Source organism: Nocardioides sp. HDW12B (assembly GCF_011299595.1).
GTDB lineage: Bacteria > Actinomycetota > Actinomycetes > Propionibacteriales > Nocardioidaceae > Marmoricola_A.
On the sequence record NZ_CP049867.1, the window covers coordinates 3,050,361 to 3,067,292 of the forward strand.

The 16,932-nt window shown below is 72.1% G+C and carries 14 protein-coding genes and 1 pseudogene; 2 read left to right on the forward strand and 13 right to left on the reverse strand.

Going from position 1 to position 16,932, the window contains the following annotated elements; all coding sequences use genetic code 11:
• Positions 1 to 97: 97 nt before the first annotated feature.
• The 10 genes from G7072_RS14175 to G7072_RS14220 all read right to left on the reverse strand — a co-directional run bounded on the left by G7072_RS14175 (position 98) and on the right by G7072_RS14220 (position 11,520).
• Positions 98 to 1,147, reverse strand: coding sequence for an LLM class flavin-dependent oxidoreductase (locus G7072_RS14175; protein WP_166087437.1), 1,050 nt, complete (start codon positions 1,145 to 1,147; stop codon positions 98 to 100).
• Positions 1,144 to 2,631 carry an amino acid permease gene (locus G7072_RS14180; protein ID WP_240916959.1) on the reverse strand — a complete coding sequence of 496 codons (1,488 nt, stop codon included), beginning with the start codon at positions 2,629 to 2,631 and terminating at the stop codon, positions 1,144 to 1,146. The genes G7072_RS14175 and G7072_RS14180 overlap by 4 nt, the downstream gene beginning before the upstream one ends.
• The gene (locus tag G7072_RS14185) at positions 2,628 to 2,939 is read right to left on the reverse strand and encodes a hypothetical protein (RefSeq protein ID WP_166087438.1); all 312 of its coding nucleotides are present in this window, start codon (positions 2,937 to 2,939) and stop codon (positions 2,628 to 2,630) included. The genes G7072_RS14180 and G7072_RS14185 overlap by 4 nt, the downstream gene beginning before the upstream one ends.
• The gene (locus tag G7072_RS14190; protein ID WP_166087440.1) at positions 2,936 to 4,447 is read right to left on the reverse strand and encodes an FAD-binding oxidoreductase; all 1,512 of its coding nucleotides are present in this window, start codon (positions 4,445 to 4,447) and stop codon (positions 2,936 to 2,938) included. The genes G7072_RS14185 and G7072_RS14190 overlap by 4 nt, the downstream gene beginning before the upstream one ends.
• Entirely contained in the window at positions 4,444 to 5,805 is a 1,362-nt protein-coding gene (locus G7072_RS14195; RefSeq protein ID WP_206063135.1) for a (Fe-S)-binding protein, read from the reverse strand. Before G7072_RS14195 ends, G7072_RS14190 begins: the two co-directional genes overlap by 4 nt.
• Before the next feature lie 212 nt (positions 5,806 to 6,017).
• Complete coding sequence (locus G7072_RS14200) at positions 6,018 to 6,551, reverse strand: RNase H family protein (RefSeq protein WP_166087442.1); 534 nt, start codon at positions 6,549 to 6,551, stop codon at positions 6,018 to 6,020.
• Positions 6,552 to 6,652: 101 nt separating this feature from the next.
• Positions 6,653 to 8,359: an alkaline phosphatase D family protein gene (locus tag G7072_RS14205; protein ID WP_166087446.1), complete on the reverse strand. Its 1,707-nt coding sequence runs from the start codon at positions 8,357 to 8,359 to the stop codon at positions 6,653 to 6,655.
• Positions 8,360 to 8,466: 107 nt separating this feature from the next.
• The gene (locus G7072_RS14210; RefSeq protein ID WP_240916960.1) at positions 8,467 to 9,921 is read right to left on the reverse strand and encodes an MDR family MFS transporter; all 1,455 of its coding nucleotides are present in this window, start codon (positions 9,919 to 9,921) and stop codon (positions 8,467 to 8,469) included.
• A 172-nt stretch (positions 9,922 to 10,093) separates the two neighbouring features.
• The gene (locus G7072_RS14215; RefSeq protein ID WP_166087448.1) at positions 10,094 to 11,047 is read right to left on the reverse strand and encodes a succinylglutamate desuccinylase/aspartoacylase family protein; all 954 of its coding nucleotides are present in this window, start codon (positions 11,045 to 11,047) and stop codon (positions 10,094 to 10,096) included.
• Complete coding sequence (locus G7072_RS14220; RefSeq protein ID WP_166087450.1) at positions 11,047 to 11,520, reverse strand: ATP-dependent zinc protease; 474 nt, start codon at positions 11,518 to 11,520, stop codon at positions 11,047 to 11,049. Before G7072_RS14220 ends, G7072_RS14215 begins: the two co-directional genes overlap by 1 nt.
• Before the next feature lie 27 nt (positions 11,521 to 11,547).
• Here G7072_RS14220 and G7072_RS14225 point away from each other — a divergent pair.
• Both G7072_RS14225 and G7072_RS20265 read left to right on the forward strand, forming a co-directional pair.
• Positions 11,548 to 12,405 (forward strand): annotated as a pseudogene (locus G7072_RS14225) (RimK family alpha-L-glutamate ligase); the annotation flags it as partial.
• A gap of 66 nt (positions 12,406 to 12,471) precedes the next feature.
• On the forward strand, positions 12,472 to 12,747 hold the full coding sequence (locus tag G7072_RS20265) for a TrkA C-terminal domain-containing protein (RefSeq protein ID WP_346766232.1): 276 nt from the start codon (positions 12,472 to 12,474) through the stop codon (positions 12,745 to 12,747).
• A 9-nt stretch (positions 12,748 to 12,756) separates the two neighbouring features.
• On the opposite strand, the gene G7072_RS14230 is transcribed toward G7072_RS20265, so the two are convergent.
• The 3 genes from G7072_RS14230 to G7072_RS14240 all read right to left on the reverse strand — a co-directional run bounded on the left by G7072_RS14230 (position 12,757) and on the right by G7072_RS14240 (position 16,833).
• On the reverse strand, positions 12,757 to 13,428 hold the full coding sequence (locus G7072_RS14230) for a trimeric intracellular cation channel family protein (protein ID WP_240916961.1): 672 nt from the start codon (positions 13,426 to 13,428) through the stop codon (positions 12,757 to 12,759).
• Between the two features lie 41 nt (positions 13,429 to 13,469).
• A complete protein-coding gene (gene nhaA / locus G7072_RS14235; RefSeq protein WP_166087454.1) occupies positions 13,470 to 15,323 on the reverse strand; it encodes a Na+/H+ antiporter NhaA in 1,854 nt (617 codons plus the stop codon).
• Between the two features lie 115 nt (positions 15,324 to 15,438).
• Positions 15,439 to 16,833 carry an MFS transporter gene (locus tag G7072_RS14240; protein ID WP_166087457.1) on the reverse strand — a complete coding sequence of 465 codons (1,395 nt, stop codon included), beginning with the start codon at positions 16,831 to 16,833 and terminating at the stop codon, positions 15,439 to 15,441.
• Positions 16,834 to 16,932: the final 99 nt, after the last annotated feature.

The following is a 16,932-nucleotide window of genomic DNA, read 5'->3' on the forward strand; positions in this document are numbered from 1 at the left end:
CGTGAGAAGTTCAGTTCACTCCTCAGGAGCCCCTGGCGGCAGGAGGTGATACCCAGCTGACTGGTCCACCCGGGTCAGCGGGTGGACCGTCAGATGCTCAGGCGAAGGCGGGCATCACCCGGTCGTGGATCAGCTGGAGCTGGGTGTCGACGTCCGGGACGCCCTCGATCTCGCGGCCCATGAGGGCCTTGACCAGGGACGCGTCGGTGATGGCCAGGATCATGTGGTTCACCCCGGCGGCCGCGATCTGGGTCTGCATCTTCTCGACGCACTCCTCCGGCGTGCCGGCCACCGACAGCCGCTCGGCGAGGTCGGGGGTGGTGAGCTCGATGCCCTTGGCCATGTCGCCGGCCCCGATGGCCTCGATGATGGGCGCGACCTCCTCGGGCTCGACGCCGTTGCGCCGCAGCTGGTCGTGGGGCATCGACGAGGCGTAGAGGCCGACCATGCTGCGGGCGGCGTCCTTGGCCTTCGCCGAGTCCTCGGCCACGGAGAAGACGATCCACGCCCCCAGGTCGAGGTCCTGCACGTTCTTGCCCGCACGCTCGGCGCCGATGGTGCAGTGCTCGATCATGTAGTCGTAGGCCTCGCGGGTGTAGCTGAGCGCGTGGTGGCAGCCGTCGGAGAACTCCGCGGACACCTGGAACGACTTGGGCCCCTTCATCGCGCCCATCTTCACGGGCAGCCGCTCCTGCACCGGGCGCGCGAAGGTGAAGAGCCCGGTGTAGTTGAAGAACTCGCCCTCGTGGGTGATGACGCCGTCGTCGAGCAGGGTGCGGATGACCTCGACGCCCTCCTTCACCCGCGACAGGGGCTTGGTCTTCGACCAGTCGATGCCGTACTGCGCCAGCAGACCGAAGTTGCCGCTGGAGAGCACCACCTCGGCGCGACCGCCGGTCAGCTCGTCGAGCGTCGCCGCCGCCTGCGCGATGAGGGTCGGCTCGCGCAGCACCACGCCGGAGACGCTGGGCCCCATCCGGATCTGGCTGGTGTCGGCCGCGGCCGCGGCGAAGAGCAGCCACAGGTCCTTGTGCCAGGTCTCGTCGGCGGCGTACACCGCGTGGAAGCCGAGCTCGTCGGCCTTCCTGATCGACGCCAACGACTCCGTGAGGGGGTAGTCGGGGAGCATCACGTAGCTGAACTTCATCGTTCCTCCTTGGTGGGGATGGCGTCGCCGGACGTCGCCTCGCTGCGCAGGTAGGGCTTGGCGACGAGCATGTAGACCAGGCCGACCCCGATGCCGACGAGGGCGGAGAGGGCCACGACCCAGTTGTCGTACCAGGGCACGTCGGGGGTCCGCGGCCAGGCCACGTTGATCATCGTGAGCACGCCGTAGGCGAGCGCGGCGACCGTGACCGGCAGCCCCCAGACCCCGAGCGTGAACGGACCCGACGGCACCCAGCCCTTGAGTCGGGCGCGCAGCGCGGCGAGCACGACCATCTGGAAGGCGAGGTAGATGCCGAGGATCGCGAAGGACACGATCGAGGTCAGCGCCTTGGTCGACACCACCGAGCCGAGAACGACGACGGCGGGCACGCTGGCGGCCACGATCATCGCGTACGGCGGCACGTGGCGGACCCGGTCGAAGTGGCGCAGCAGGTGCGAGGCGAAGATCATGTCGTCGCGCGCGTAGGAGTACATCAGCCGGCTGGCGGCGGCCATGAGGCTCAGCGTGCAGGACAGGAACGAGATCATCACGACGACAAGGACGAGCTTGGTGCCGACGGTGCCGAAGACGTCGTTGAGGATCGTCATCACCGGGTCGGGGTCCTCGCCGTTGATGATGGCGCCGAAGTCCTTGACCGCCAGCAGCAGCGACAGGCAGACCAGGGTCGAGGCCGCGCCGCCGATGTAGATCGTCAGCCGCATCGCCTTGGGGATCTCGCGGGTCGGGTCGGGCACCTCCTCGGCGACGTCGCCGCACGCCTCGAAGCCGTAGTACTGGTAAACGCCGATGATGGCGGCGGCGAAGAACGCCGCGAGGTAGCCGCCCCCCTCGCCCGTCACGCCCTGGGTGTCGAAGAGGATCGAGAGGTCCTGGTTGCGCTCGGTCAGCAGCAGCCAGCCGCCGACGGCCAACGCCCCCAGCAGCTCGCCGGTGAAGCCGACGACCGCGGCGAAGGCCAGCACCCGGGTGCCGAGCATGTTCAGGGCCAGCGCGACCGCGAGCATGATGAGCGCGCACACGATCGTCGACCCGGTGCCGGCGGTGAAGCCGAGCAGCGCGGCGAGGTAGGGACCGGCACCGTAGACCACGCTGGCGATGGTGACCAGCAGCGCGAGGATGTAGACCCAGCCCGTCATCCAGGCCCAGCGTCTCCCCCACAGCCGGCGGGCCCAGGGGTAGACCCCGCCGGCGACCGGGTACTGCGAGACGACCTCGCCGAAGACCAGCGCCACGAGGAACTGGCCGACGCCGACGATCACGAGCCACCAGATCATCGGCGGCCCGCCGGCGACGATCGCGATGCCGAAGAGCGTGTACGTCGCCACCACGGGCGAGAGGTAGGTGAAGCCGAGCGAGAAGTTCGCCCACATGCTCATCTCACGGCGGAACTCCGAGGTGTAGCCGAGCGCTTCGAGCCGGGCGCTCTCGTCGTCGTGCGCCGGAGGCGTGTCGGCCCGGCTCACCGGTCGGCCCCGTCCGTGCCGGCGCCCTCGGCGTCGACCTCGGCCAGCAGCTCCGAGCCCGTGACCACCGTGTGGGCGAAGTGCCGGTGCATCCACTCCAGGTGGTCGCCCCGGCTGTTCATGATCCGCAGGCTGTCCCAGTTGGGGAACTGCTGCTGCAGCACCCAGCGCTCCATCAGGCGCGGGTCGACCTCGTAGACGTGCTCGTGGGTCGTGATCGCCACGTCGGAGACGCGCTGCGGCTCGGGCGGGGTGACCTGCTCGGCGTACCTGTAGCCGATGGGGGTGCGGTCGTGCGCGTCGCTCATGCGTGGGGTCCCGTCTCGTAGGCGCGGTCGAGCAGGTACTTCCCGGGATTCATGATGTTGTTCGGGTCGAGGGTGCGCTTGAGGTCGAGCATGACGTCGAAGCCGCGACCGAGCTCCTGCGGCACGAGGTCGACCTCGCCCTCCCGGCAGGAGCCGTGACACGCGCTGATCGAGCCGTTGTGGGCCAGCGCGACGGCAGCGATGTCGCGCTTGGCCTTCACCCACATCTCCCAGGCACGGTCGTCGAGCTGCTGCTCCCAGATGCCGACGTCGATCTCGGTCAGGTAGTCCACGCCGGTGCTGCCGGAGGTGTAGGTGAACATCCCCCAGTCGTCGAAGACGTCGGTGCGGCGCCGCAGGTCGGCGACGATCTCGTGCCAGGCCCTCGAGACCGACGGCAGGTTGGTGTAGTTGACCGCGGCGTCCTCGCAGTGCCAGCTCATCGGCACGACCTGGCCGGCCTTGGTGCGCCCGTGCAGCGGTGTGGCGTAGCGGTCGTGGCGCGCGGCCCAGTCGCCCTCGGAGATCTCGTCACCGAGGTAGCGGGCGCCGTGATCCTTGGCGATGCGGAACAGTCGCTTGCCGGCCGGGCGGACCTCGTCCTCGTAGCCGTACATGACGGCGCAGACGAGGGCTCGTACGTCGTTGGGTTGCGGGATGTAGGCCTCGTCGTCGCGGCGGAGGTAGGCGACCTTCCACTCGTCGAAGAGCACCGCCCCGGCGAAGGTGGCGACCCCGGCGCGGGCGAGAGCGCCGACGCAGCGGTAGGCGTCGTCGTAGTTGTCGAAGGCCCAGAACGGCGAGAGCTCCGCCTCGGGCTTGGGGAAGAGCTTGAGCGTGGCCTCGGTGGCGATGCCGAGGGTGCCCTGGTGGCCCATGAAGAGGTGCTTGAGCTGGTAGCCGCTCGACGACTTGCTGATCTTGTGGCCGATGCCGTCACCGACGTGCATGACCTCGCCGGTGGGCAGCACGTGGTCGAAGCTGAGGACGAGGTCGCGGCTGTGGCCGTAGCGCGAGCCGATCAGCGACCAGCCGCTGGTGCCGATCCGGCCGCCCACCAGGGAGCACGGGTACGACGCCGGGTCGTCGGGGTAGAACAGGTCGTGCTTGGCCAGCTGCTCGTTGAGCTTGAGCATGCTGATGCCGGTGCCGACGGTGACGGTGCGGTTCTCCAGGTCGAGCTCCTTGACCTGGTTCATCCGCTTGACGTCGACGACGATGCCGCCGCGCAGCGGGACGGCTCCGTCGGTCAGGCCGGTGCCGCCGTCGCGCGGCACCACCGGGACCCGCAGCTCGTTGGCGATGCGCACGACGCCGGCCACCTGCTCGGTGCTGGTGGGCAGCACCGCGAGGTCGGGCAGCCGCTCGCTCCAGCGGTGCACCGGGAAGGGCGCCGGCACGCGGGCGCGGTTGTAGCGATCGGTCTTCGAGGTCAGGATCTGGTCGTCGGCCAGCACGGTGCGCAGCGCGGTGACGAGCTCGTCGAGCGCCTCCACGGTGACGGTCATCGCGCCGACCCGTTCGCCGAGCCGTTCGTCGTACCGCCGACCTCGATGCCGAGGGACGCGGCGAGCAGCTCGTGGATGTCGACGACGTCGATGTCGACCGCCTCGCCGGCCGCGCTGAGCGGTCGCTCCGACCAGGGGCAGGCGCTGACGAGGGTGTCCACCTCGAGGGCGGCCGCCTTCTCCAGCCGGCTGGCCGAGATGGCCGCGGTGAGCTCCGGCTTCTCGACCGGGAGACCACCGCCGCCGCCGGAGCAGTAGGACCACTGGGTCACCCGGTCGACGTCGGAGAAGTCGAGGCCGGGGATCGACCGCAGGATCTCGCGCGGCTCCTTCCAGACGCCCTTGCGCTTGTTGAGCCGACAGGGGTCGTGGTAGGTGATCGCCCGCTCGACCGGCACCGACGGGGTCAGCCGTCCCTCGCGGATGAGCTCGGCGAAGAGCTCCACGACGAGCACGACCTCGAGGTCGAACTCCTCGCCGAAGTACTTCGGGTAGTCCTCGGTGAAGGAGATGTAGTCGTGCGGGTCGAGCACGAGGATGCGCTTGGTGCCGGTGGAGCGCCAGTTGTCCAGGTTGTGCCGGGCGAACCGCTGGGCCTGGTCGACGTACCCCATCTCGGCGGCGGGGCCGCCGCAGCACCACTGCTCGCCCATCAGGCCGAACTCGTAGCCGGCCAGCTGGAGGATCTGCGCGACCGCGCGCGGCACCGAGGTCCGGTAGTAGGCCGCCTCGCAGTCGACGAAGAGAACCGACTCGCCGCCGATCGGGATGTCCAGGCCGGCCGACCAGTCGCGGACGTTCTCCTGCTTGATCGGGATCTCCCCGAGCACGGGCTCGTGGGTCTTGTCGTCGGTGCGCGCGTTCCAGGTCTTCCAGGCGGGCTGGTGGATGCCGCTCTCCACGGCGAAGGCGCGGACCGCCTTGACCACGTCGACCGTGCGGGTGCGGAAGCGGTAGAAGTCGCCGGTGAAGAGCGTGTTGGGGCAGCGCAGCTCGCACGCCCCGCATTGGGTGCAGTTGACGTAGTCGCCGGCCACCTCCTCGATGCTCAGCTCGCCCTTGTCCATCGCGACGACGTTGGCGTGGAAGGCCGTCGGGGTCCACGACTCGTTGCGCGTGACCTGCATGACCGGGCAGACCTCGCGGCAGAACTTGTGGCCGCTCGAGAAGCAGTTGTACGACGCGTTGCGCCACTCCTCGGTGAACTCCTCCGTCGGGGTCGGGTCGTGCTTGACCTCGGGGTCCCGGGCGATCTCGTCGCCGAACTGCGCCAGCTCGTCGGGGTTGTCCCGCATGCCCGGGGTGAAGGGCACCGAGACCGGGTCGGGTGCACCGGGCGGACGATCGAGCTGGGTCATGCGCGCCTCCTGCCGAGCGAGTGATGCAGGTCACAGGCTTGGCAAGATACGGGTCCGCCGCACAGCGCCACAAGGTCCTGGTCTCAGCCTGATACGGAGGTCGCCGAGGATCACCGTCGATGTGCGTGGGCCCCGCCGCACCCGGCCCCTCGTCATACGCCTGGACGGTTCTGGGGCCCCGAAACCGTCCAGGCGTATGACGGAGCGGCGGGTCAGAGCCCGCTGAAGAGGTCGGCGTCGTCGTACACGCGCTTGGGCTGCTCGACGACCGCGGTGGTCACCGCGCCCTCGAAGCCCGGTCCGGGCGCCGGTGCGGACCCGCCCTTCCAGGACGTCGCCGCTGCGTTCGCCAGCTTGTCGGCGGCCTCGTTCAGCGGGTGCCCGGAGTGGCCCTTGACCCAGGCGAACTTCACGCGTCGGCCGGCCATCGCCGCGTCCAGCGCCTGCATGATCTCGACGTTGAGGACGGGCTGCCCGTCGCCCTTCTTCCACCCGCGGCGCTTCCAGCCGGCCATCCATTTGGTCACCGAGTTGATGACGTAGGTCGAGTCGCAGTAGACGAGCAGGTCGTCGTCGAGGTGCGCCGTCTGCTGCAGCAGGTCGAGGACGGCCGTCAGCTCGGCCTTGTTGTTGGTGCCGTGCGCCCATCCCCCGGCCGCCCAGCAGGCGTCGTCGACGTACCAGCCCCAGCCGGCCGGGCCGGGGTTGCCGAGGGCGGAGCCGTCCGCGGCGGCGATAATCGTCACGGGAGGCGATCCTGCCACCCCGCGAGCGCCTCCCCGGACACCGACCCGGGTCGGGACCGGGCCCAGGGATCCGAGGTCGGGACCGGGGTCAGGATCCGAGGTCAGGCCAGCGGCGTCGTGGTGCTCTCGACCTGCTGGGACCCCGACCGCGTGAGCCAGGAGGCGGTCCGGTGGGCGGCGCTGTCGCGCCGACGCTTGTCGGCGAGCACGAAGTAGTCCATCTGGGCCCGCTCGCGGTCCACGTCGAGCACGGAGTAGCCGTGGTCGTCGAAGTTGAGGTACTTCACGTGACGGTTGTTGGCCTGCAGCGTGGCCTCGATCGCCAGCGTCGCGGTCCGCGGCGGCGCCCCGGTCTCCTCGTCGATGTTGCTCGAGGTGACCGACGTGCAGACCATCTCGACCGCGACGCTCCTCGTGGCCGGGTAGGTGCCCGTGTCCAGGGGCAGGTCATTGGCCCACGCCGAGTGGATGTCGCCCGTGAGGAAGACCGTGTCGGTGATGCCGTTGTCGTCGAGGTGCGCGATCAGCTCGCGACGGTCGGCGGTGTAGCCGTCCCACTGGTCGAGGTTGAGCGGCACGCCGTCGGCAGGCCCCTCACCGGTCACCGCGTTGATCGCCTCCACGGCGTCGCGGGGCAGCTGGGCGAAGGACAGCGGCGCGATCATCACCGAGTTGCCGATGAGCTTCCACTGCGCGTGGTCGCGCAGCAGCGAGTCCTTGAGCCAGGCCATCTGGCGGTTGCCGGTGATGGTGCGGTCGGGGTCGTCGGCCTCGTCCTGGATCTGCGGCAGGGGGAACGGGGCCGCGGTGGTCACCATCTCGTCGCGGTAGCTGCGCAGGTCGAGCAGGTTGAGGTCGGCCAGGGTGCCCCACGTCAGCCGTCGGAAGAGCCGGGTGCCGTCACCGGTCGCGGCGGTGCCGCTCAGACGCACCGGCATCCACTCGTCGTACACGCGCTGGGCGCGGGCCTTGCGCTTCAGGTAGTCGCCCTCGTCGGGCTGGTGGTTCTCCGCGCCGGCGCGCCAGCTGTCGTTGGTGACCTCGTGATCGTCCCAGGTGACGATGAAGGGGTAACGCCCGTGCAGCCGCTGCAGGTCGGGGTCGGTCTTGTACTGCGCGTGCCGCCGGCGGTAGTCGGCGAGGCTGACGATCTCGCGGGCGGGCACGTGCGGGCGCACGTCGTCGTCGCCGTTGCCGCCCTCGTAGAGGTAGTCGCCGAGGTGCAGCACCGCGTCGAGGTCGTCCCGGTCGGCGAGGTGGCGGTAGGCGGCGAAGAACCCGTCGGTGAGCTGCGAGCAGGACACGACGCCGAGGCGCAGACGGTCGGGGGCGGCCGACGCGGCCGGAGCGGTGCGGGTGCGGCCGACCGGGCTGGTGACGCCGTCGAGCCGGAAGCGGTAGAAGTACCAGCGACCCGGGGCCAGACGGTCGGCGTCGACCTTCACGGTGTGGTCGCGCTTCGGACCGGTGGCGACCCGACCACGACGGACGACGCGGCTGAAGTCGCGGTCCTCCGCGACCTCCCACACGACCTCGACCCGCGGCCCCACGCCCGAGCCGGGCGTCGCCGCGGCGCGCGGGGTGACCCGTGTCCACAGCACCACCGCGGTCGGCAACGGGTCACCGGAGGCGACGCCGTGGCGGAACACCCGCTCGGACGCGGTGGTGGTGGCACGAGCGGCGGTCGACAGCGAGGCAGCCGCGGCCACGCTGGCGCCGGCCGCGAGGAGCCCCCGGCGAGGGATCCGCGGCCCTGCGGGCACGGCGGTCTCAGCGGGCTCGGTGGGTGTCTCGGCGCGCGGCGTCATGCCCCATCAACGGCCGAGTCGACGTCGGGTGACGGTCGGCGGGCCGGCGGCGCTGCTTGTGCGGTGGGTTGTGACGGCCTGACCGTCACGATCCACCGCACAAGGCGTCAGGCCGGGGCCGCCACCGGCTCAGCCGCCGCGTCCACCCCCGGCTGCGTCGGCACGCGCGAGGGCAGCAGCACCGCGAAGACGACCGCGAGCAGGGCGATCCCGGCCGCGGCCGTGAAGGCGGTCTGCATGCCGCCCACGAACGCCGCGTCCGGGGACGCCCCCTCGGTGGCAAGGTCGGCCGCCCGCGACGACAGCACGGTGATGGCCACCGCGGTCCCGACGGCGGCGGCGACCTGCTGGGCGGTGCCGAGCAGCGAGCTGCCGTGGGAGTACAGGTGCGCCGGCAGGGCGCCGAGCCCCAGCGTGAACGCCGGGGTGAACGTCGCGGCCAGGCTGACCATGAGGAGCAGGTGCGCCCCCACGATCACGGCGTACGGCGTGGTCTCGCCGACCCGGCTCATGACGACCAGCGCGGCCACGATGCCCACGGAACCCGGCACCACCAGCGGGCGACCGCCGAAGCGGTCGAACGCGCATCCCACACTGGGGCCGAGCAGGCCCATCGCGATGCCGCCCGGCGCGACCATGAGGCCGGTCTGCAGCGGCGAGAGGCCGCGGACGTCCTGGAGGTAGAGCGGCAGCAGGATCATCGCGCCGAGCATGGCCAGGAACGACACGGCCTGCAGCGACAGGCTCAGCGTGAAGGTGCGGTGGGCCAGCGTGCGCAGGTCGAGCAGCGGGGCGTCACGCTTCTGCAGGCTGCGCTGGCGCAGCGCGAACAGACCGATGAGCACCAGCCCGGCCGCGACCAGCGCGACGGGCGGCACCGCGCTCGCGGCGCCCTCGCCGAGCCCGGAGAGGCCGTAGACGAGCCCGCCGAAGCCGAGCCCGGCCAGCACCACGCTGAGCCAGTCGATCGCGCCCGGCTTGGTCTCGCCCACGTTCTTCAGCCGTCGCAGGGCGAGCACGGTGATGACCGCCGCGACCGGCAGCACGAGACCGAACAGCCAGCGCCACGACGTCCACTGCAGGACGATCCCCGAGATGGTCGGGCCGAGAGCGGGGGCCACCGAGATCGCCAGGGTGACGTTGCCCATGACACGTCCGCGGTCGTGCTCGGGCACCACGGTCATCAGCGTGGTCATCAGCAGCGGCACCATGACCGCCGTACCGGCCGCCTGGACGACGCGACCGCTGACCAGGAGCCAGAAGACCGGTGCCAGCGCCGAGACCAGCGTGCCGGTCATGAAGGTCGCCATCGCGACCGTGAACGCGGTGCGGGTCGTGACCCGCTGCAGGAACCAGCCGGTCACGGGGATGACGGTGGCCATCGTCAGCATGAACGCCGTCGACAGCCACTGGGCGTCGCGGGCGGTGACGTCGAACTCGACCATCAGCCGCGGGATCGCGTTGACCATGATCGTCTCGTTGAGGATCACGATGAAGGTCGCCAGCACCAGCCACCGCAGCACGGCGTACGGCGAGGGGGTGGTCGGCGTGGGTGCGCGCACGGCGGAGCTCCTGGTGCAGGGCAGGCCGGGGTCGCCGGCAGCATGAGGATCGGGTGGAGGATCAGGTGGTCGGAGTGGGACCAGAGGGCTCAACACCACCGACCCCTGAAGGATTCCAGCCGGCCGTCGCGAGATCCAGCCGATTTCCGGCAGCCCGGCCCGGCGGGGCGGGCTACTCGACCTCGGCGATGTGGACCACGGCGTCGCCCGAATTCACCAGCGGCGCCTCGGTGCGCCCGACCACGATCCCGGGCCGGTCGGCGTGGACGAGCCGGACCCGCTTGCCGAAGGAGTCGAAGAGCCCGCCGAGGCGGCCGCCCTTCTCCACGCGCTCCCCGAGGTCGACCTCGAGGTGCAGCATGCCGGTGCCGCGGGCGCGGACCCACCCGCTGCGCCACGACACCGCGCTCGGCGCGGGCGGCTCCTCCGCGAGCGGCTCGACCATCTCCATCGCGGCGAGCACGCGGCGCACCCCGCGCACGCCGGCGTCGATCGCCCACTGGTCCATCCGCCAGGCCTCGCCGGCCTCGTAGAGCAGCACCTTGGCGCCCCGCTCCCGGGCGGCCGAGCGCAGCGAGCCGTCGCGCAGCTTGGCGTGCATCATCACCGGTGCCGCGAAGGCGGCGGCCAGCTCGCGGGTGCGCGGGTCCTCGAGGTCGGTGCGGATCTGCGGCAGGTTGGACCGGCGGTCCGAGCCGGTGTGCAGGTCGATGCCGACCTCGCACTTGTCGATGATCTCGGTGGTCATGAGGTGGGCGATGCGGCCGGCGAGCGACCCGCGCGCCGAGCCGGGGAACGACCGGTTGAGGTCGCGCCGGTCGGGCAGGTAGCGACTGCCGTTCATGAAGCCCAGCACGTTGACGATGGGCACCGCGATGAGCGTGCCGCGCAGCGTCTTCGGGTCGAGGTCGGCCAGCACCTGCCGCACCACCTCGACGCCGACGGCCTCGTCGCCGTGGATGGCGGCGTCGATCCAGACCGTCGGCCCGTCCTCGCGCCCGTGCACCACCCGCACCGGCAGGTCGACGTCGGCGCCGGTGACCAGCCGCGTGATCGGCAGCGAGAGGGCCTGGTGGCGCCCGGGGCGGACACGGACGGAGCCGATCTCGAAGGAGGGTCGTGCCATCAACGACCCCGGTTGCGCCGACGTACGGCGAGCCGCGGCCGGCCACCGACGTACGAGCGGCTCGGGTCGACGGCGAAGCCCTGCGCGAGGGCCTCCCGGCCGATCAGCATGCGGAACCCCATCTCGTCACGGCGACTCAGCGTCACCTCGGCCGGGGTCACGATGCCCATCAGCGTGACGTCCATGCACACCACGAGGCGTTCCTCGCTGTGGCCGGAGGAGCTGCGCACCTCGCGGCGGTCGAGCACCGGCAGCGACACCTCCACGGCGTCCTCGTCGGAGCCCTGCCAGGGGTGGACCGAGAAACGCACCCAGGGCGCGCCCTCCTGCTCGGTCTCGGTGATGTCGAAGGCGTGGATGGCCGAGGTCCGGGCCCCGGTGTCGAGCTTGGCCTTGATCCACGTCACGCCCACGTCGGGGAGGGATACCCACTCCCGCCAGCCCGCGACGGTGTAGGAATTGTCGTCGGCCACCTGTCCCCTTCCCTGGTCTGAGGAACGATGAAGCTCGCGATCCTGTCCCGTGCACCCCGGTCGTACAGTACGCAGCGGTTGCGGACCGCGGCGCTCGACCGCGGGCACCAGGTCAAGGTGCTCAACACCCTGCGCTTCGGCATCGACCTGTCCGAGGACGAGCCCGACCTGCAGTACCGCGGCAAGAGGCTCTCGCACTACGACGCGATCCTGCCGCGGATCGGCAACTCGATCACCTACTTCGGCACCGCGGTGGTCCGCCAGTTCGAGCAGATGGACGTCTACACGCCCAACACCTCCAACGGCATCGCCAACTCGCGCGACAAGCTGCGCGCCACCCAGATCCTGTCGCGCCACGGCATCGGCATGCCGGCCACCACCTTCGTGCGCGACCGCGCGGACGTGATCCCCGCCATCGAGCGGGTCGGCGGGGCGCCGGTCGTCATCAAGCTGCTCGAGGGCACGCAGGGCATCGGCGTCATCCTGGCGCCCGAGCTCAACGTCGCCGAGGCCATCATCGAGACACTGCAGAGCACGAAGCAGAACGTGCTGATCCAGCGGTTCGTCAAGGAGAGCAAGGGCCGCGACATCCGCGCCCTGGTGGTCGGCGACCGCGTCGTCGCGGCCATGCGTCGGGTGGCCCAGGGCGACGAGTTCCGCTCCAACGTCCACCGCGGCGGGTCCGTGGAGCGCGTCGAGCTCGACCCGGAGTACGAGCGTGCCGCCGTCCGAGCCGCCCAGATCATGGGCCTGCGGGTCGCCGGCGTCGACATGCTCGAGGGCCTCGAGGGCCCGCTGGTGATGGAGGTCAACTCCTCCCCCGGCCTCGAGGGCATCGAGACCGCCACCAAGCTCGACGTCGCGGGCGCGATCATCGACCACATCGACAACCAGGTCGCCTTCCCCGAGATCGACGTGCGGCAGCGGCTGACGGTCTCCACCGGCTACGGCGTGGCCGAGATCCACGTGCAGCACGCCGCCGAGCTGGTCGGCCGGTCGCTGGGCCAGAGCGGGCTGCGGGACCGCGACATCACCGTGCTCACGCTGCAGCGCGGCACCCACGTCATCCCCAACCCCTACGACCGCCACGTGCTCGAGGCCGGGGACCGGCTGCTGTGCTTCGGCAACCTCGAGGAGATGCGCTCGATGATCCCGAGCCGGCGCAAGCGCGGCCGCAAGGTCAAGCGGCTCCCGAAGGACCCGATCCACGACGCGCCCGCCACCTGAGCGGGTGGGTCAGGGACCGCTGCGGGGCACCGGCGCCCGCCACCGGCGGCGTACGGCGAGCAGGCGCACGCCGCTGATCAGGGCGACGCACCCCCACGCCACGGCCTCCTGGGTGAGGCCGGAGTCGTAGGCGGCCGCGTAGAACGCCGCTCCCACCAGGGCCGGGATCGCGTAGAGCTCCTGGTCGGTCAGCACGCGCGGCACCTCCCCGGTGAGCAGGTCACGGATGATCCCGCCGCCGACCGCGGTCAGCAGCCCGACGACGACGGCCGGCAGGGGCTCGATCCCGAGCTGCAGCGCCTTGAGCGTGCCCGCCACGGCGAAGAGCCCCAGGCCGAGCCCGTCGAGGACCGTGACGATCCGCCCGATGCGGCCCAGCCGCGGGTGGAAGACGAAGGTGAGCACCCCCGCCGCCAGCGCCGCGGTGAGCAGCCGCCAGTCCGAGACGCCGACGGGGGGCACCGCCCCGATGAGCACGTCGCGCAGGATCCCGCCGCCGAGCCCGGCGGCGAAGGCGACCACGAGCACCCCGACGATGTCGAAGCGCTTGCGCACCGCGGCCAGGCCCCCGGAGAGGGCGAAGACGAACACCCCGACGAGGTCGAGACCGACGAGCGGCCACGCCCCGACGGGGTCGGCGAGCGGGACCTCGGCGAGGATCACGCTCACGGTCGGGGGCACGGCCACCCATCCTAGGTGCCCGACGGGGGCACCGGCCGCGGTCACCGACCGGCCAGCGCCTCCGCCAGGCTCTCGGCGTCGTGCGGGCCGGTGTGGCGACGGCCGTTGACGAAGAACGTCGGCGTGCCCCGCGCGCCGCTGGCCTCCGCGCTGGCCACGTCGGCGCGGATGCGGGCGTCGAGCTCGTCGTCCTCGAGGTCGCGGACGAACTGCTCGGTGTCGAGGTCGAGCTGACCGGCGTAGCCGACGAGGTCCTCGACCTCGAGCTCGTCCTGGTGGGCGAAGAGCAGGTCGTGCATGGCCCAGAAGGCCTCCTGCCGGTCGGCGGCCAGGGCGCCGCGCGCGGCGAGCTCGGCGTGCTGGTGGACGTCGGTCAGCGGCAGGTGGCGGAAGACGTAGCGCAGGTCGTCGCCGAGGCGGTGGCGCAGCTCGCGCGCGAGGTCGGTGGCCTTCGCGCAGAACGGGCACTCGAAGTCGGCGTACTCCACGAGCGTCAGCGGGGCGTCGACCGGGCCGCGGACGTGGTCGACGCCCGGGTCGACGTCACGGTCGAGGAAGCGCGGCAGGTCGGCGTCGCCCTCCCCACGCAGCACGCGGCCGGCCTGGAACAGCAACCACCCCAAGCCCGAGGCGAGCACCGCGGACAGCAGCACCGCGACGGTGGCCTGGTCCTGGAGGGCGGGGTCGTCGAAGGCGAGGCCGGTGATGAGCAGCGAGACGGTGAACCCGATGCCCGACAGCGCCGCGCCGCCGGCCACGTGGCCGGTCTCGACGCCCTGCGGCAGCCGCCCGAGGCCCAGCCGCGCCCCCGCGAGCACGGCGATCGTGATGCCGACGGGCTTGCCCAGCACCAGCCCGGCCACCACGCCCCAGGTCACCGGCGAGGTGAGCGCGTCGCCGAGGACGCCGCCCCGCAGGTCCACGCCGGCGTTGGCCAGCGCAAACAGCGGCACCACGACGTAGCTCGTCCACGAGTGCAGCACCGTCTGGAGCCGCTCGTTGACCGAGATCGACTGGGCCACCCCGCGGACCGCGGACCGTCCCAACGAGGGCACCGGCGACTGGCGGAAGGCGCGCATCCGCTGCGCCGCGCCCTCGACGACGTCCTTGCGCGGGTCGTGGGCGGCGATCAGCAGGCCGCCGACCATCCCTGCGATGGAGCTGTGCAGCCCCGAGTTGACGGTCGCCAGCCACAGCACCAGCACGAGCACGACGTACGGCGACGCGCGCCACACCCGCGAGCGGTCGAGCACGGCCAGCGCGACGAGGGTGGCGAGCGCGACCGCGAGCCACCCGAGCGAGACCTCGTCGGAGTAGACCGCGCCGATCACGGTGACCGCGACGATGTCGTCGATGACGGTCAGCGTCAGCAGGAAGATCCGCAGCTGCGTGGAGAACGTCGGCCCCAGCACCGCGAGGGCGCCCAGCATGAAGGCGGTGTCGGTGCCGATGACGATGCCCCACCCGTCGGCGGCCTCGCCGGACGGGTTGAGGGCGAGGTAGACCAGCGCGGGGACGGCCATGCCGGCCAGCCCGGCCGCGAGCGGCAGCCGGACCCGGCGCCGGTCGGTGAGCTCGCCAACCGACAGCTCGCGTCGCACCTCGAGGCCGACGACGAAGAAGAAGACCGCCATGAGGCCGTCGTTGACCCAGTGGTGCAGGTCCATCGCCAGCACGGCGTCGCCGACCTGGACGGCCGCCTCGGTCGCCCACAGCGACTCGTAGGCGTCGGACCACGGTGAGTTCGCCCACGCCAGCCCGAGGAGGGCAGCGGCCAGCAGCACGCCGGCGCTGCCCGACTCGGTGGCGAGGAAGCTGCGCAGCGGGGCCGACAGCTGTCCGGCGAGTCCGGTCCTGCTGCCCGCGGTCTCGTCACGGTCCTGGCGCACCTGCATGGCCGCACAACCGCGCGGCCCGCCCGTGTGTTCCCGCCCGTGTGTTCCCGCTCGCGTGTTCCCGCCCGCGCACCCGCGCCCTCCCGGCCCCCCGAGGTCCTCCCCGGCACCCTGCTCAGGCGCGGCGGGCGACCAGCGTGGCCGCGACGCCGAGCACCACGGTGCACGCCAGCGCGGCGGTGAAGGCGTCCCGGTCGGCGGCGGTGCCGACGGCGGCGAAGACGATGCCGACCACGGCGACGGCCGTGGCGGCGCCGAGGCTGTCGGCGATGGTCAGCGCGGCCGAGTGCCGGCCGTGCTGCTCGCGCGGGCTGAGGGTGAGCACGGCCGCCGTGGTCCGGGGGTAGGCCGTGCCCATGCCGGTCGCGGTCAGGAACCACCCGGCCACGACCACGGCCGCGGGCAGCCCGAGGGCGACCGACAGGACGACGGTCGCAACGCCGCACATCTCGACCGCCGAGCCGATGCGCAGCGCGGTGGCGTCGGGCAGCCGCTCCCCGAGACGCCCCTGGACGTGGGAGGCGGCGGCCCACCCGAGCGTGGCGGCGGTCAGGACGAGCCCGCTGCGACTGACGCTGACGTCGTACTGCTCCTGCAGGAGGTAGGGCAGGAAGACCTCGCAGGCGAAGAAGGTGGCGCCGATGAGGCCGCGGGTGGCGACCACGGCCGGCAGGCCCGGGGCCGCGCGCAGGGTGCTGACGGGCAGCAGCGGGCGGACGGCGAGGGCAGCGGCGACGAGCGCGGCACCGGCCAGCGCGACTGCGGGCAGTCCGTCGAGCCCGCCGGTGAGGTTGAGCGCCACCACCGCGGCGGCGACGCCGACAGCGAGGAGCACCCGCCGCGCGCCCTCGCGCCGACCACCGGGCACCACCGCGACCGCGGCGGGGTCGTCACGGTGGTCGGGGTCGACGGGCGCCAGGGACCGCAGCCCCGGCACGAGCAGCGTGACCGCGCCGAGGGCGATGCCGACGACGCCCAGGAACACCCAGCGCCACCCGACGCCCTCCGCGACCGTGCCGGCGAGGAAGGGCCCGACCAGGCCGGGCAGCACCCAGGCCGCCGCCAGCAGCCCGAGCATGCGGGGCCGGTCGACGGGGGCGTAGACCCGACCGACCAGCACGTAGAGCGCGACGCTCAGGCCTCCGCCGCCCAGGCCCTGGAGGAAGCGGCCGGCGACCAGGGCGGTCACCTCCTGGGCGGTGCCGCACACCACGAGCCCGAGCGCGAAGACGCCCACGGCGCTCAGCAGCGGGCGGGCCGGGCCGGCGCGGTCCACCCAGAGCCCGGTCAGCACCATGCCGACGACGCTCGCGCCGAGCGTGGCCGAGAAGGCGACGGCGTACCAGTCCTCGGCGTCGAGGTCCGCGGTCACGACCGGCATGACGGTCGCCACCGCGAGCGCCTCGAAGGCGGCGAGGAAGACGAGCGCGACGGCGCCCACCGTGGTGCCGCGGTAGCCGGGGGTCAGCAGCGACGTGGTTGCGGTGCGCGCGGTCGTCTGCTGGGTCACGCCCCCGACACTAGGACCTCAACCATGCTCGAGGTCCAGCCGGTTTCCGGCGGCGCCCACGACCCCGTCACCGCGGCGCGAGCAGGGACGGAGATCCGC

Excerpts from the sequence above, each read along its gene's own strand:
- G7072_RS14190 (WP_166087440.1), bottom strand. The coding sequence starts at position 4,447 with ATGACCGTCACCGTGGAGGCGCTCGACGAGCTCGTCACCGCGCTGCGC.
- G7072_RS14195 (WP_206063135.1), bottom strand. The coding sequence starts at position 5,805 with ATGACCCAGCTCGATCGTCCGCCCGGTGCACCCGACCCGGTCTCGGTG.
- G7072_RS14205 (WP_166087446.1), bottom strand. The coding sequence starts at position 8,359 with ATGACGCCGCGCGCCGAGACACCCACCGAGCCCGCTGAGACCGCCGTG.
- G7072_RS14185 (WP_166087438.1), bottom strand. The coding sequence starts at position 2,939 with ATGAGCGACGCGCACGACCGCACCCCCATCGGCTACAGGTACGCCGAG.
- G7072_RS14175 (WP_166087437.1), bottom strand. The coding sequence starts at position 1,147 with ATGAAGTTCAGCTACGTGATGCTCCCCGACTACCCCCTCACGGAGTCG.
- G7072_RS14215 (WP_166087448.1), bottom strand. The coding sequence starts at position 11,047 with ATGGCACGACCCTCCTTCGAGATCGGCTCCGTCCGTGTCCGCCCCGGG.
- nhaA (WP_166087454.1), bottom strand. The coding sequence starts at position 15,323 with ATGCAGGTGCGCCAGGACCGTGACGAGACCGCGGGCAGCAGGACCGGA.